The following is a 15645-nucleotide window of genomic DNA, read 5'->3' on the forward strand; positions in this document are numbered from 1 at the left end:
ACGGGCGTCCACGACCGCCGCGGATCGGCCGACGGCTGCACCCATTCCGTCATCGGCGCACGGTCGGCCGCGCCCGCCCGGCCAGCCGCATATACGACGGCGGGCCGCGGACTCACGGTCCGCGGCCCGCCGGGGCGCATGGGGATGCGACGTCACGCCATGCCGCACACGTCGATCTCGAGGTAGCGGTTGGCGAGGCCGATGAACTGGCCGGTCACCGCGTCGCGGATCGCGCCGGTCTCCGGATCGATCGTGCCGCCGGTCTCGGCGTCGATCAGCGTGCCGTCGGCCATCGTGATCACGCCGGTGCGCTCGTTGTAGGTCGACCCGTCGCCGGTAGCGCCGCCGTCCGTAGACCCGCCGTCGGCGGTCGTGCCGTCGGTCGCGCCGCCATCCGTCGTCGCGCCGTCGCCGGTCGTCGTACCGTCCGTCGCGCCGCCGTCGGTCGTCGTGTCGGTCGACTGCTCCTCGACCAGCGGCTGATGGTTGCGCAGCTTCTCCCACACGGCCTCCGCGCCGTCGGCGAGCATGCTGCGGTTCGCGTCGTACGTCCACGGCACGATCGGGATGGTCTGCGAGTACAGGTGCGAGACGTTGAAGTCCTTCATGCTCATCGCCAGGCCCGCGAGCGTCATCACGTCGGCCAGGCCGGAGCTCATCTGCACGGATTCGAGCGCGGACTTCGCCAGCTGGTAGAGCTGCGCGGTCTGCGTGATCAGGTTCTTCTGCAACGCGGTCGTGATGAGGCGTTTGATCAGGTACTGCTGGCGCGTGGTGCGCATCGTGTCGGAGCCGTCGGTGCCGGTGCCGTGGCGCATGCGCGCGTACTGGGTGGCGGTCAGGCCGTCGAGGTGCTGCACGCCCTTGGCGAGGTTGAGGCCGGTGTACGAGTCGACCGTGTCGACCGGGATGCAGATGTCGACGCCGCCGATCGCGTTGATCATGTTCACCAGGCCGCCGAAGTCGACGACCATGAAGTTCTGGATGTTCATGCCGCTGAGCGAGTTGACCATGCTCATCGTGCAGCTGGCCGCCGACGCGAGGTCGCCGCCCTGCGCGTACGCGTTCGGGAAGATCGTGTTGAGCATGACGCTGTACTGGGCGGGGATCGTGCCGGTCGTCGTCTGGCAGGCGGGCACGTCGACGATCAGGTCGCGCGGCAGCGACACCAGATTCGCGCTCTTGCGGTCGGCCGCGAGCTGCAGGATCATCACCGTGTCGGAGTTGTGCAGGCCGCCTTCAGTCTCGCCGCCGCCGATCGCCGCGTTCGTGTCGCCGTCGCGCGTGTCCTGTCCGATCAGCAGGATGTCGATCGGCTCGTTCGCGTACGGGTCGACCAGCTGGTTCTCGTCGTCGTCCTTGTCGTCCTGCGCGATGACCTGGATCTTGTTGTCGTCGACGACGCGGCTGATGTCGGCGAGCGTGGCCGCCGCGAACGTGCCGGAGAACGCGAGCGCCGCGATGACGGCCATGACGATGCCGGAGAGCAGTCGGTGCGAGATCCGGTAGCCGAGTGCGTGCTGCGGTCCGGTGCGGCGCCATCCGAGATTGGGCTGTTTGCCGCCCTGCGCGTGCCGACTTGCCATGAATACGCCTCCTGTCCGTCCTGGTCGCGGACTTCGCCGTCCGGAAAGACGGCATGCTCCGCCGTTCGTCAGTGTAACAGAGGGCGTTGAGCCGCCCCAAGGTCCGCCCGGAACGCCGGCGTCCTCGTCGCAACCGCGGGAGTTTCCCCGTTCTCAGGGTTCTTTCAGCGAAAGTACAGGGCTAGAGTAGATTCCGGCAAGAAAACATACACGGGACGCGGCCATAGTGGTGCGCCGGGATGCCTCCGCCGTCCGACGGGCCGCCCGCGTGCACCGGCCGCCGTCGGACGCCGTGCGGGCCGGATCGGACGGCGACGTCCCGGCCAACGTATACCACCGAACGCGTAGCACCAACGCATAGCATGAGGGCAGCGCCGCCGCACGGCACGCACCGTACGGCCCGAGCCGCCTTGCAGAGAACTGGAGAAGCCGTATGTTCGTTCTCAGGAACGCCTGGATTCAGTTGACGCGCCACCACTGGCGCACGCTGTCGAGCGCACTGATCGCACTGATCGTCGCGTTCGGCATGCTGTTCGGCCTGGCCGTCGGTCAGGCCCGAGACACCGCCGTCTCCAACCGCAGCCTGCTGGGGCCCGATTCGGTCGTGCGCATGAGCGCCGACAAGCTCGCCGAACGCGACGGCGCCGACCCGGATTGGACGAAGAACTATCTCACGCTCGACGACTACAACGACTTCTACCGCGTCGTCCTGTCCGACAGCATCACGTTGGGCGGCCTGAGCGCCTCGGCCTCCGTGCCGGTGCGCCAGACCGACGGCTCCGCCAAGGCCATCGCCGGCAGCGATGACCAGAATGCGGACAAGACCGGCGGCGAATTCACGCTCAAGGCGTTCACGTCCGTCGACACGGCGCGCAAGAACGAGCTGGGCCGCTACAAGGTCGTCAAGGGCAAGCATCTGAGCTACTCCGGCTCCGCCCCCAAGGGCGCGCTCATCTCGCAGGCGCTCGCCGACGAGAACGGTCTCAAGGTCGGCGACGAGATCACCGTCGCCGCCCCGTCCGACAAGTCCAAGACCGTCACGTTCGTCGTGCGCGGCATCTACGAGTACGTCGACGACGACGCGCCGGCCGGCTACGGCTCCGACGCCAAGCTCGCCAAGGACAACCGCGACAACGCGATCTACGTCGCCTATGCCACGTTCGACGAATCCGGCATGTCCGACTCGTCCGGCAGCGGCTGGTCCATCCCCGACCTGAGCTACGAGTTCGACTTCTCCTCGATGGACGACTACAAGACCTACAAGAAGGACGTCGCCGAGAAAATCCCCGACGGCTATGAGATGACCTCCCCCGCGATCGAGGACTACGAGCAGGGCATCGTGCCGATCAAGGCGCTCGCCTCCCGCACCGACGTCGCCACGCCGATCCTGCTCGCGGTCGGCGCGGTCGCGCTGCTCGCGCTCGCCCTGGCCGGCGTGGCCCGCCGCCGCGGCGAGATCGGCTTCGCGCTCGCCTCGGGCGTCACCCGCGGCCGCATCGGCTGGCAGTTCGCGCTCGAGGGCATGATCCCCGTCGCCGCCGGCGGCGTGGTCGGCCTGCTCGCCGCCATCGTCGGCGTCAAGCCGCTGGCCGCCGCGTTCGCCCCCGAATACGCGGCCGTGCCCGCCGCGTCGATGATCTGGCGTCTCGTGTGGATCCTCGTCGGCACGCTCGTCGTGCTCGCACTCGCCACCGGCCTGCGTCCCGCGTTCGTCTCCCCCGCGTCGCTGTTCGCCGCACGCGACGGCTGGAACGCCGACGATGACGCGGCCTCCGATGCGGACGCCTCCGCCGAGACCGACGCCGCCGCCGCGGCAGATGACGCCGACGGCGAGTCCGCCGCTGACCCGACCGACGATGGGGAGGCGCGCGCATGACCCGCGACGACGCCGTCATCGACGGCACGACGACCGACCAGACCGACCCGAGCGCAAAGGACCAGACCATGAGCGAACCGACCATCGACGACGAGACGACCGACGCGCGCGACGCCGCCACGGACGAGACGACCGACGCTGCCGAGCGCACGACGACGGACGCGGACGCGACCACCGAAGCCGAAACCGCGGATGAAACCGCCGACGGCGTCGAAGCCGGCGTCGAAGCCGACGAGGCGTTCGACGCGATCAGCATCGTCTTCGACGACATCGCCGACGCGGGCATCGACTACGACATCGCCGCGGACGACGAGGCCGACGACGGCGCAGCCGTCACGGACGGCGTCGCCGACGACGAGACGCCGGCAGCCGTTCCGGCGACCGACGACGTCGTCGAAGCCAATGCGGCGCGCGTCAACGAGACGCTCGCCCTCGCGACCGCCACGACGGACGACGACGCCGAGACGTCCGACGGAGCCGAAGCCGAACACGACGCGGAACCGGCCGAACCGGCCGAGCAGACAACCGGAACCGACGCCCACTCCCCCGAAGCGGCCACATCGACCGCCACGCCCGCCGCCCCCGGCGTCGAACCGACGCTGCGCCTGTCGGCGCGACTCGACGCCGAACTGCGCCAGCGCGGCAACGTCAACGACATGCTGCGCGACTATCCGGCGCTGGCGCTCGCGAAGGTCACCGTCGCCGACCACAAGACCGGCCGCAACATCATCGACCGGGTCAGCGCCGAATTCCGCGCCGGCCACATCCACGCGATCCGCGTGCGCGGCAACGACGAGCGCATCGCGCTGATGAGCGTCGTCACCGGCATGATGCGCCCCACCGACGGCGCGGTCATGAACAAGAGCCTCAACGTGCTCGAGATCGAGCCGGGCGAGCTGCTCGCGCATCGCATCGGCGTGATCCCGCAGCGCTACGCGGTGCGCGACGACCTCAACGCCGAGCAGAACCTGCTGTACGCGATGGACGCGTCCGGACGCACGTTCCTCAAGCCGAAGCCGGTGTACGCGCGCGAGCTGCTGCAGCGCGTCGGCTTCGACTCGCAGACGCCCAACGCGCCGCTCGCCAAGCTGCCGGCCGTCGAACGCCGGCTCGTGGCCGTGGCGCGCGCCATCAGCTGCGACGCCGAGGTGATCGTCGCCGACGAGCCGACCGGCGGACTCGACGCCGACGACGCGGTCGTCGTGCTGCGCGCGCTGATGGCGCTCACCCACGGCGATCCGAAGCGCTGCGTCGTCATCGTCACCGCCGACGACGAGGTCGCCGAGATCGCCGAGACGGTCACATATCTGAGCGAGTGACGGCATCGGCGCGGCCGCAGGCCACGGCCGCGCCGGTCCTCCGCACCGGTTCCGGATATGCATAGAGCCCGCCTTCATGGCGGGCTCTTCGCGTATCGGGTAACCGCCGCGGCTCAGGCATCCGATACCGCAGGCGCGAAGTGGTATATGGCACACTGAGGGCAGATTCCGGCATCTGCGAGATGCTATACGGCAAACTGAGGGCAGGTGCGCTCTCCCTACACCTGCCATGCCCCTTAGACCTTGGCCAAATGTTGCGCCGCATGTGACGGTTGCGGAGAGTACGAGTGCCCTCAGTTTGCCGTATAGCACCGTGCGAAGTCGAGAATCTGCCCTCAGTATGCGGAATACCGCCGGCACCTGCCGTGCGGAGCCTCGGCCAAGTGCTTATACGGCCGGGAAGGCGCCCGTCACCGGCCGAATCAGCATGAATTTCCGATCCGAGGGGAAAAATCAGGACCTTGCACGCTTCTTTTCGCGAACTGAGGGGAAGGATTCCTCCGATCCGAAGACCGGATTCCAAGGGTTTCCGGCTCAAAAGGGGCCAACGGGACCCGAATCTCCGACCGTCCCGTCCCCTCAGATCGCCGAAAGAAGCGTGCAAGGCCCCGTTTTCTCCCCTCACACGGGAAAACACCCGGCAACCGGCCCTCGGAGAATCCATGCCGCCGCCATGAAGCCCGTTGCGAATCCGGTGTCCATTCGGTTTCCGTCACGCGCGGAATGGATCCGCGCAATCTTGCACCTCGGACACGGAAGAACCGCCTTTCCCGTGTTGCGGCCGCGGGTCAGTCGACCAGGCGCATGTGGTACTGCTCGGCGAGCGCCGGGATGTCGGGGCGGCCGTAGCGTTCGACCATCTCCAGCCACAGGCGGCGGTTGGATTCGCCGAAGCGGGCGGCCTTGCGCATGTACGCGTCGACGGTGAGGAACTTGGGCGGCGTGGACTTGCTGTGGTACTTGTCGGCGACCATGACGGTCTCCTGTTCGAGGTTGACCGGCACGTAGTCGTCGGGCGGCAGCGGCAGGCCCTGTTCGACGACGGCCTCGCGGGTGAGGCCGACGCCGGTGTGGTTGCGCGCGAACTGGGCGATCGACTCGTCCACGCCGTTCTCGAGCAGGTATTCGTAGCCGAGCAGACCGTGCTGGATGTAGCGGTCGCCGTCGAATTTGAGCGGCTCGCCGTCCTCGCCGCCGTGCTTGAGCACGCGGTAGGTGCCGATGTCGTGCAGCAGGCCGCCGATGAGCACGAGATGCTCGTCGAGCAGTCGCGGCGGCACCTGACCGCCTTCGACGCCGCCGCTGGCGGGCACGGCGGCCGCGCCTTCCGCGGGCAGCGTGCAGCGGCGCATGAACAGGGCGTTCTGGCGTCGGGCCAGCTGGCAGGCGATGGTCGCGACGATCACGCAGTGCGTGTGGATGAGGTCGTAGGCCGCCTCGGAGGGGGCGATGGCGCGATGCAGCTCGTCGATCCGGTCGAGCGTGGGGATGGTTCCGGTCATGCCGTCCATTCTAGGAGGCGGACGGGCACGACCGGCCGGCGGCGACCGGCCGCTCAGTCGACGGGGTCGACGCGGCGCAGGCGCGGCGGACGCCGGGTCGCGATGAACAGCGGCTGCACTTCGACGAGCGGATTGAACGCGGCCAGTCCGAACCACTGGACCGGCGAGCCGGCCAGCCGGCGGATCGCGTACTTGGTGCGCAGGGCCAGCTCGCCGCCCGGCGACACCTTCGATTCGGGCATCAGGTCCTTGTGGATGAGCACGTAGCGGATCGTGCCGATGTGCGGGTCGGCGTCGATCTTCGGATACACGGACCGTTGGGCGGGCAGTTCGCCCGACGCACCCAGATCGTGCATGATCTGATGCAGGTAGGCGGGAATCGACTGGGACACCTTGAACCCGAGCCGGATATCGACGCGGAACAGATGGTCGGTGCCGAAGCGTTCGACCGCGTATTCGCGGGTGAACGGCTCGTCGGTCGTGTGCACCGACACGGCCCACCAGGCGCGGGCGCGCTTGGGATGGTCGGCGAAGATCGAGAAGAACATGTCGGTGCCCAGCCGCGTCATATCCGCATCGGGGCTCAGATACACGATGTTGTCGGCGAAATACGGGATGCTCCCGTCGGCGTGCAGCCGCTCCAGCGCGGGCAGGAAGTCGGCGCGCGCCATATGGCGGCGCTGCGCATGCTCGATCCGCGTGCCCACATGCCACGTGTACATGACGAACAGGATCGCCGCGGTCAGCAGCATCGTGAACCAGCCGCCGTGCAGGAACTTCGCCATCGACGCGACGAAGAACATCAGCTGGATCGTCAGGAACACGACGCAGAACACGACCGCACCCGCGCGACGGCCCGCATGCCACAGGTGGACGGCCAGCAGCACGGTCGTCGTGATCATCGTCACCGTCAACGCGAGCCCGTACGCGGCCGACATGCGCTCCGAATCGCGGAACAGCGCGAGCACGATCAGCGTCGACGCGCACAGCACGCCGTTGACGACCGGAATGTACAGCTGGCCGCGTGTGCTCGCCGGATAGCGCACCTGCAGGTGCGGCATCCAGTCGAGCCGCGTCGCCTCCGACACCATCGTGAACGCGCCGGTGATCAGCGCCTGCGACGCGATCACGCCCGCCGCGACCGACAGCGCGACGGCCGCGTAGCGCACGTCGGGAGCCATCATGCGGAAGAACGGGTTGAGCCCGCGCACGCCGACGAGCGCCGGATCGTCATGATGCCGCAGCATCCACGCGCCTTGGCCGAAGTAGCACAGGACGAGCGCGACCTTGATGAACGGCCATGTGGCGTGGATGTTGCCACGGCCGACGTGGCCCATGTCGGAGTAGAGCGCTTCGGCGCCCGTCGTGGACAGGAACACGGTGCCCATGATCGCGATGCCGGCGCGGTTATGGTCGGAGCACAGGAAGCGGATGCCGTACGCGGGGTCGAGCGCGGCGAGCACGCTCCAGTCGCGCGACAGGTTCGCGGCGCCCACGACCGCGAGGAACGTGAACCAGACGAGCACGGTCGCGCCGAACACGCGGCCGATGCGCTCCGTGCCGCGCGACTGGACCGCGAACAGGAGCACGATGATCGCGACCGTGACCATGAGCGTGACCTGCGGGTCGGCGGCCAGCAGCGGTTCGAGCGGCGGCAGCGTGCGCAGGCCCTCCACGGCGGAGCTGATCGACACGGCGGGTGTGAGCACCGAGTCGGCGAGGAACGCGGCGCCGCCGAGCATCGCGGGCGCGGCGAGCCACGCGCCATGCCGGCGGATCAGCGAGTAGAGCGCGAAGATGCCGCCCTCGCCGTTGTTGTCGATGCGCATCGCGACCAGCACGTATTTGACGGTCGTGATGAGCGTGATCGACCAGAACACGAGCGACAGCAGGCCGAGCACCGCGGCACGGTCCGTGTTCGCCAGACCGCCCTGGCCGGCGAGGAACGTCTGCGCGGTGTACAGGGGCGACGTGCCGATGTCGCCGTAGACGACGCCGAGCGCGACGAGCATCATCGCCGGCGTGACCCGGTCGGGGCCGGATTGGCGGCGCGTCCACCAGCGGCCGAGCGGGCCGCGGGCGGCGGCGCGGGCCAGTCGGCGCTCGCGCGCTTCGCCGGCCCTGCGCCGACGGTCGAGTTCGCGGCGTTCCGCCTTGGTGAGCGTGTGCCGGGAGACGGCCACCTTGGGCGCGTTGGTGAACGCCGAGGCCTTGAGCAGCGTGGGTTCCGGGACGTTTTCGGGTTGGGTTTCGGGTTGGGTTCCGGTCTGGGTTTCGAGGTCGGCTTCGGTTTCGTTTTCGGATCGGTTTTCGGCTTGGCGTTCGGTCATGGCACCCCCTTGGCGGGGACTCTCCCCGCGGTCGCACACCTCCTGCGGGGGCCGGCCGACGGCCCTTCCGTTGGGTCTGCCCTCGACATAGCGGGCCAGTATAGGACCGTCGCCTGAATCGGACCACCGGTATCGGCATCCGGTCGCGATCGGGTCGATACGTGACCGGATGCCTACGACGGGGAACGTCGCGCAGCCGTCGCCGCCGTCAGATGCCGTACACCTCGCGCGTGGTGCGGCGGGTGCCGCGCGCCACGTCGGCGACCGGCATGTCGAACACGTCGGCGAGCGCCGCGAGCGTGTACGGGATCATGTAGGGCGCGTTGGTGCGGCCGCGGTACGGCATGGGCGTCAGGTAGGGGGCGTCGGTTTCGACCATGACGTGGTCGAGGCCGACGATGCGCGCGGATTCGCGGATGCCGTCGTTGCCCTTGTAGCTGCACGTGCCGGACATGCTCAGATACCAGCCGTGTTCACGCGCGACTTCGGCGATGGCGGCGTCGCCGGAGTAGCTGTGGAAGACGGTGCGTTCGGGCGCGCCGTCGGCGAGGAGGGTGTCGATGACCTCCGTGTGCGCGTCGCGGTCGTGGATCTGCATGGGCAGGTCGAGCTCCTTGGCGAGGACGATGTGGGCGCGGAACGCCTCGCGCTGGAGTTCCTTGGCGTCCTCGCCGGTGCGGAACAGGTCCATGCCGGTCTCGCCGATGGCGACGACCTGCTGCGGGTGGGCGCGGGCGAGGCGGGCGACCTCGGCCATCGCCTCGTCGAAGGGGACGTCGTGGTGCGGTTTGTAGCGGACGGGCAGTCCGTCGGGGCCGGGTGCGGCGCGGTGGCCGTGTTTGACGGATTCGTTGGGGTGGATGGCGATGGCGGCATGGACGCGGCCGGGATGGTCGACCGCCATGTCGATGGCGGTCATGAGGTCGGGCAGTTCGCAGCCGGAGTCGATGATGCCGCTCACGCCGACGGCGGCGGCCTGGTCGAGCAGTTCGTCGACGCTGTAGACGGGCACGTCGGGCTGGCCTTTCTCGGCGGCCTCGTGCGCCATGGCGCGGGCGAACGGCACGACGGAGGCGACGTGCGTGTGGTTGTCGATGACGTGCGCGTCTTCGGGGAGCGCGTCGGGGGCCGGGGCCCAGCTGCGGTCGCGGTGATGCTTGCTCATGCGCCCCAGTCTAGGCGACGGGCCGGGCGTACCGTCGGATGGTCCGTCTACCAGCAGCGGTCGTAGGGGATGCCGGTGAGGCGTTCGACGATGCGGCGGGTGTCGTCGGCGGCGTCGGCCTTGGAGCCGCCGGCACGCAGGCGGTCGATCTCGGCGAGGACGACGCCGTCGGTGCGGCGGTCGATCGTCAGGCGGGAGGAGACGAACCAGCAGACCGCCATCGCGCAGGCGAACCAGCCGAGCATCACCGCACCCAGGCCGATGCGCGCCGTTGCCGGCTGCGCGTCGGCGGACAGCGTCGAGTCGAAGCCGACCGCGGACAGCACGAAGCCGACCGCGATCGTCGCGATGCCCGATCCGAGCTGGCGGAACGACGCCTGGATGCCGGAGAACGTGGCCGAACGGTAGCGGCGGGTCACGATCTGGTCGATGTCGGCGATGTAGGGGAACACGGCCCACGGCAGGTAGCCGCACAGCGCCTTGAACGCGAAGAACCACAGCGCGCCGGCGACGGCGGACACCGTCCATGCGGCGTCGGGCAGCAGGCCGCGCATCGCGCCGGTGGGCGAGAGCATCCACGCGGCGAACAGCCACAGCGCGCCGACGAGGCATCCGGCGAAGTTAATCGCGTACATGCGCTTGGGGCCGAGGCGGGTCATGCCCACGCCGAACAGGGGCATCAGCGGCAGGGAGACGGCCGTGCAGCCCAGCAGCAGCGAGGCGAACGCGGCGGTGCGGTTCCAGTCGTAGACGACGAAGAACACGAACGTCTGGCCGAACACGTCCATCGACACCTGCACGAGCAGGTAGATCGACAGGTGGCGGCGGAATTCGGCGACGCGCAGCGTGCTCGCGTACTCGCGCAGCACCTTGACCGCGCGACGGCACCATCCGGCCACGCCGATATGCCCCTCGCGGATCTCGCCGCGCGCGTACGCGCCGAATCCGGCCTCCTCCGGCGTCATCTCCCACGTGAAGCGCCACGTGCACAGCACGGCGAGCGCGAACAGGACGGTCACGCCGATCGTGAACGCCATGTAGCCGCCGGGCCGCTCCTCGCCGGTCAGGCCGAGCACGGCCGCGCCGACGAGCGGGATGAGCGTGCCGGCGCCGGTGGAGATGAACAGGCGCACGGTGGACAGCGTGGTGCGGCTGGTGAAGTCGGGCGTCATCTCGCCGGGCAGTGGGTTGTAGGCGGTGGCGAACAGCTGCGCGAGCACCACCCACGTCACGTAGGCGAGCGCGTACACGGCCAGCGGCAGGCCGGGGATCCACAGGAACACGCCGGTGAGCAGCAACGGCGAGACGATGAGCAGCAGCAGTCGGCGCCGACCGTACCGACGGCCCAGATTGTAGCGGTACAGATTGTCGTCGAGCACGCCGAACAGGAGCGCGGCGAGGGCGCTGACGAGCGCGCTCAGGCCGATCACCGACTGCGATGTGGCGATGTCCATGCCGCAGAAGCGCGTCCAGAACAGCGCCAGGTACGTGGAGATGATGGTCAGCTGGCCGCCGCCGTAGAAGTCGCCGACGCCGTAGCCGACGGCCTGCGGCAGGGTGATGCGCCTGCGGTCGGAGCGGGTGACCGCCGCGTCGAGCGCGCGGCTCGCCTTGCTGGTGCCGGTCGGGGATGCTTCAGTCGGGGATGCTCCGGCCGCGCGGGTTCCGGAAGCGTCCGTTCCGTTCTGGTTCGTCTGGTCGATGATGCCGCCGTCCTGCGCCGACATGCTTGCTCCTTGCGTCATGCCGGAACGCACGGTGCGCTCCGGCGAGGATGATGATTGCCGCCCCGTCGCGTCAGCGCCGCACCGCGAGCGTGGTGAACGACCACGCGGGCGCCGTGTACGTCCCAGAGGCGAGCGTCACGTCGTGTGCGACGGGCCGCACCGGCGCTTCGACGCCGCGTTCGCCCGCGTACGGGTCGTCGCCGGCGAGGACGTGCGCGGTGACGACGGCGCGTGCCGCGGCGGGCACGTCGAGCGCGTCGAGGATCCGCGTGAGGTCCACGTCGACGGGGTCGGCGAGCGCGTTGACGATGCGGATGTAGTCGATGCCGGCCGCGCTGTCGCGGGCGACGGTGACGGTGCGGCGCGGCTCGTCGGCGGTCTCGCGGCCGGAGGCGACCGGCCTGCCGTCGATGGTCAGCGCCATCGTCTCGCCGCGGTCGGCGACGTCGATGCGCACGTGCCAGACGGTGCCGGGGCGGACCATGTCCATCGACACTTCGGTGCCGGCCAGCTGGTAGCCGCAGCCGTCGCGGATGAGGTCGAGGCCGAAGCCGCGGCCGAGGGAGGTGCGGCTGTGGTCGGGGCCGTCCACGTCGCCGGATTCGATCTGCACGCCCCACATGCCTTCGTGGTAGGTGACGGTCGCTTCGATCGTGTACGCGTCGGCGGTCAGGCCGTCGGGCAGCGGCAGGTCGACGGGGCCGTTGCCGCGGTAGGCGACGGGCGGCAGGTCGAAGCGCCGGCCGTCGGCGCAGGTGAGCGCGAGGTCGGCGAAGTCGGCGTGGGCGCCGCCGTTGAGGCGCAGCCGCAGCGTGTCGGGCAGGGTGCGGCGGAACGTGGTCGGGCCGTCGAGGGCGACGGGCCATGCGGTGTCGGCGGCGGTGGAGGCGATCATCTGCTGCACCCAGTAGCTGACGGTGTGGTGGACGCGCTCGTTGTCGAAGTAGATGAGGTCGGGGTCCCAGCTGTTGTGGCCGTTCTTGGCGAACAGCGGCGCGTAGGAGGCCATGGCGACGACGTCGCCGTTGAGCTCCATGCGTCCCATGAACGCGGCTTCGGCGAGGCCGTTGATGAGCTGCGTGCCCCAGGAGCCGTATTCGCCGAGGTACACCTTGGGGCCGTTGCGGTCGGTGCGGTCGTAATGGTCGAGGTTGTGGAACCACCAGCTGGGCGCCTGGTAGGAGTGTTCGTCGACGATCGGCAGGTGACGTTCGCGCGCGTACGCCCAGCCGGCCTCGTAGTCGGCGCCGGAGGGGGACGGCCCGACGGTGCCGACGATCGTGATCTCGGGGTGGGCCGCGGCGACGGCGTCGTGGATGCGGGCGAAGCGGTCCTTGAACACGTCGTCGATGAGGTCCTCGTTGCCGATGCCGAGGTATTCGAGCCCGAACGGCTCCGGGTGGCCCATCTCGGCGCGTTTGGCGGCCCATTCGTTGTCGGCGGGGTCGGCGTTGCAGAAGTCGATGAGGGCGAGCACCTCGTCGATGTAGGCGGGCATGTCCTCGAGGGCGATCGGGACGGGCCCCTGGCTGGTGTTCTGGCAGCTCACGCCGGCGGGGAGCACGGGCAGCGGCTTGGCGCCGATCGTCTCGCACAGGCGGAAGTACTCGTAGAAGCCGATGCGGAACGACTGGTGGTAGCCCCACGTGTTGAAGTCGTGCGGACGGTGTTCGACGGGGCCGATCGTGCGCGGCCAGCGGTACATGTTGTCGAGTCCGAGGCCGTGCGTGATGCATCCGCCGGGGAAGCGCATGAACCGCGGGTGCAGGTCGGCGAGCGCCTCGACGAGGTCGGGGCGGAAGTGTTCGAGTCCGCGGTAGGTGGTGCGCGGCTCGCAGCTGACGAAGTCGATGTCGATGACGCCGACGGTCGGGAAGGCGACGCGCAGCATGCCCTGCCGTGCGATGACGGGCATGGCCGCGCCGTCGGCGGATCCGTCCGCGTCGCCGGTATCGCCGGCCCCGGCGGGGATGGTCAGGACGGCGTGCAGCTGCGTCCAGTCGCCGTCGGCGGCGGATGCGGGGGCGGTCAGCGTGGCGGCGGCGAGCATGGCGCCGTCGTCGCCGGTCAGGGCGACGTCGATGGGCGCGGGGCCGCCGTGGGCGCGCGCCCACAGCGTGCAGTCGTACGTTTCGCCGGCGCGCAGCGTCATGCCGTCGAATCCGATGTTCTCCAGCGCGGGCGCGCCGCCGTCGACGCGGACGGTCTCGACGATCGCGTAGTGCGGGTTCTCGACGGCGAGCGGCGACGCGTCGCCGATGCCGAACGCGGCGAGGGAGCCGGCGGGCACGGTCTTGCGCCATGCGGTGTAGTTCGACCAGTCGCGGTTGTCCCTGCGGTCGTATTCGAAGGCGCCGTTCTGGACGAGTTCGCTGTTGAGGCCGCCGTCGGCCGAGTGGCTGATGTCCTCGAAGAACAGGCCCCACAGGTCGGTGCTGATGGCGCGTTCGCCCGTCTTGTCGAGCGTGGCGGTGATGCGGTCGGTCATATGGTGCGTTCCTTTGCTGCGTGTCCGGGGTCGCGGTCCGGGTGCGGTCTGCGTGCGGTCGGGTTGCGGCTACTTGCGGTCGAGGGCGACCCACAGCGCGCCGTGGGCGGGGATCGTGCCGGTGATGATGCGGTCGGCGCCCTCGCCTTCGATGCGCACGTCGGCGTCGCCGCCGGGCATGCCGGCGAACAGGTCGGTGAGCGTCCAGTCGTCGTCGCGCGCGTCGAGTCCGACGATGGACTGCAGCTGGATGTTGCCGCCGATGTCGAAGTCGTCGTCGCCGGTCCAGAACAGGGCCGCGTAGTGGCCGCCCGGATGCGCGGACGGGGTGCCGTCGGCCCAGTCGGCGGCGTCGGCGGCCCATACGATGAATTCGCCGCGGTAGGAGTCGTCCTCCCACCAGCGTGCGAAGATGCGCTCGCGCACGGTCTCGTGGTTGTTCGTCGAGCCGGCGAGGACCTCGCGCAGCGCGGGGTTGGCGAGCAGGGCGATCGTGTCGGGTTCGCTGGTGGGCAGGTCGCCGCCGACCATGAGCGGCGAGCGGCCCATGCACCAGAGGGCGAGGAGCGTGCGCTGCTCGTCCGGGGTGAGGCGCGACTGGCGGTCGTCGCCGCGTTCGGCGCGCAGGCCGATGTGGCCGAAGGGCACCATGTCGGCGTCGGCCCAGTGGCCGGTGGTCTGGAACGGGGCCCAGCGGGCGAGGCGGGCGAACTGCTGGTAGATGTCCTCCCAGCGGTCCCACAGGTCGTCGGAGATGCGCCACATCTGCGCGTTGCCGCGCAGGAAGTCGACGTAGCCGGTGGACACCCATCCGCCGGGCGACAGGGACAGGTCGATCGGGCGGCCGTACTTGGCTTCGGCCTTGGCGATGGCGCGATGGTGGGCGGCGATCTCGTCGGCGTGGAACGGGGTCTGCATGTCGTCGACCTTGAGGAAGTCGAGTCCCCAGGAGGCGAACAGGTCGAGCTGGGCGTCGTACCAGGCCTGCGCGCCGGGGTGCTTCTGGTTCAGGCCGTAGTTGTCGGGGTTCCACTTGCACACGTGGTCGAGGTCGGCGATGTCGCGCGCGGTATAGTCGGTGCCGTATACGGGCAGGTCGCGGTCGACGGCCAAGCGTGGGATGCCGCGCATCATGTGCACGCCGAGCTTGAGGCCGAGCTCGTGGACGGCGGCGGCGAGCGGGGCGAAGCCGCGGCCGTCGGCGGCGGACGGGAAGCGGGCGGGGTCGGGCAGCTGGCGGCCGTACCCGTCGAGGATGAGCGGCGCGTCCGCGTTGTAGCCGTGGGCGCGCGCGGTCGGGTCGTACCAGTCGATGTCGATGACGAGCGTGTCCCATCCGGCGGCGAGCAGATGCTCCGCCATGAAGCGCGCGTTGGCGAGCACCTCGTCCTCGGTGACGGTGGTGCCGTACGAGTCCCAGCTGTTCCAGCCCATCGGCGGGCGCCATGCCTGCGGGAGTGCGTTGCCTGATGCCGTCGTCGTCATCGTGACCTGCTTTCGTCCGTGTCTGCGATACTGCTATGTAACGGTACATATTATGATGCGTATGACGCACTGACTCAAGTGGATGTCCGGCACGGTGAGTCGGTTGATTTTGCAATGATTTACGCCGATTTTCCCGTAGGAAACTCCGATTTTACAAACCCGATTTT

General features: G+C 69.4%; 9 protein-coding genes. 2 read left to right on the plus strand and 7 right to left on the minus strand.

Annotation, left to right across the window (positions count from 1 at the left end):
* Positions 1-152: 152 nt before the first annotated feature.
* On the minus strand, positions 153-1586 hold the full coding sequence (locus tag D2E24_RS01980) for an LCP family protein (RefSeq protein WP_125967634.1): 1434 nt from the start codon (positions 1584-1586) through the stop codon (positions 153-155).
* A 433-nt stretch (positions 1587-2019) separates the two neighbouring features.
* Here D2E24_RS01980 and D2E24_RS01985 point away from each other — a divergent pair, with 433 nt between their 5' ends.
* The gene (locus tag D2E24_RS01985; protein WP_125967636.1) at positions 2020-3462 is read left to right on the plus strand and encodes an ABC transporter permease; all 1443 of its coding nucleotides are present in this window, start codon (positions 2020-2022) and stop codon (positions 3460-3462) included.
* Positions 3459-4781 carry an ATP-binding cassette domain-containing protein gene (locus D2E24_RS01990; RefSeq protein ID WP_241222802.1) on the plus strand — a complete coding sequence of 441 codons (1323 nt, stop codon included), beginning with the start codon at positions 3459-3461 and terminating at the stop codon, positions 4779-4781. The genes D2E24_RS01985 and D2E24_RS01990 overlap by 4 nt, the downstream gene beginning before the upstream one ends.
* A 788-nt stretch (positions 4782-5569) precedes the next feature.
* Here the strand turns inward: D2E24_RS01990 and D2E24_RS01995 are convergent.
* The 6 genes from D2E24_RS01995 to D2E24_RS02020 form a co-directional block, all read right to left on the minus strand.
* Positions 5570-6283, minus strand: coding sequence for an HD domain-containing protein (locus tag D2E24_RS01995; protein ID WP_125967637.1), 714 nt, complete (start codon positions 6281-6283; stop codon positions 5570-5572).
* 53 nt (positions 6284-6336) lie between these two features.
* Positions 6337-8613 (minus strand): KUP/HAK/KT family potassium transporter, encoded by a 2277-nt coding sequence (locus D2E24_RS02000; RefSeq protein WP_125967639.1) that lies wholly within the window; start codon positions 8611-8613, stop codon positions 6337-6339.
* Positions 8614-8821: 208 nt separating this feature from the next.
* A complete protein-coding gene (locus D2E24_RS02005; RefSeq protein WP_125967640.1) occupies positions 8822-9778 on the minus strand; it encodes a TatD family hydrolase in 957 nt (318 codons plus the stop codon).
* Positions 9779-9825: 47 nt separating this feature from the next.
* The gene (locus tag D2E24_RS02010) at positions 9826-11505 is read right to left on the minus strand and encodes an MFS transporter (RefSeq protein ID WP_164520956.1); all 1680 of its coding nucleotides are present in this window, start codon (positions 11503-11505) and stop codon (positions 9826-9828) included.
* 70 nt (positions 11506-11575) lie between these two features.
* Positions 11576-13993 (minus strand): alpha-L-arabinofuranosidase C-terminal domain-containing protein, encoded by a 2418-nt coding sequence (locus D2E24_RS02015; protein ID WP_125967641.1) that lies wholly within the window; start codon positions 13991-13993, stop codon positions 11576-11578.
* A gap of 69 nt (positions 13994-14062) precedes the next feature.
* Positions 14063-15427: an alpha-amylase family protein gene (locus D2E24_RS02020; protein ID WP_125967688.1), complete on the minus strand. Its 1365-nt coding sequence runs from the start codon at positions 15425-15427 to the stop codon at positions 14063-14065.
* Between the last annotated feature and the right edge of the window lie 218 nt (positions 15428-15645).

Origin of the sequence: Bifidobacterium samirii, assembly GCF_003952945.1 — a bacterium.
Taxonomy (GTDB): domain Bacteria; phylum Actinomycetota; class Actinomycetes; order Actinomycetales; family Bifidobacteriaceae; genus Bifidobacterium; species Bifidobacterium samirii.

Coding starts and splice junctions, on each gene's coding strand:
- D2E24_RS01980 (WP_125967634.1), bottom strand. CDS start 1,586: ATGGCAAGTCGGCACGCGCAGGGCGGCAAACAGCCCAATCTCGGATGG.
- D2E24_RS01985 (WP_125967636.1), top strand. CDS start 2,020: ATGTTCGTTCTCAGGAACGCCTGGATTCAGTTGACGCGCCACCACTGG.
- D2E24_RS01990 (WP_241222802.1), top strand. CDS start 3,459: ATGACCCGCGACGACGCCGTCATCGACGGCACGACGACCGACCAGACC.
- D2E24_RS01995 (WP_125967637.1), bottom strand. CDS start 6,283: ATGACCGGAACCATCCCCACGCTCGACCGGATCGACGAGCTGCATCGC.
- D2E24_RS02000 (WP_125967639.1), bottom strand. CDS start 8,613: ATGACCGAACGCCAAGCCGAAAACCGATCCGAAAACGAAACCGAAGCC.
- D2E24_RS02005 (WP_125967640.1), bottom strand. CDS start 9,778: ATGAGCAAGCATCACCGCGACCGCAGCTGGGCCCCGGCCCCCGACGCG.
- D2E24_RS02010 (WP_164520956.1), bottom strand. CDS start 11,505: ATGTCGGCGCAGGACGGCGGCATCATCGACCAGACGAACCAGAACGGA.
- D2E24_RS02015 (WP_125967641.1), bottom strand. CDS start 13,993: ATGACCGACCGCATCACCGCCACGCTCGACAAGACGGGCGAACGCGCC.
- D2E24_RS02020 (WP_125967688.1), bottom strand. CDS start 15,427: ATGGGCTGGAACAGCTGGGACTCGTACGGCACCACCGTCACCGAGGAC.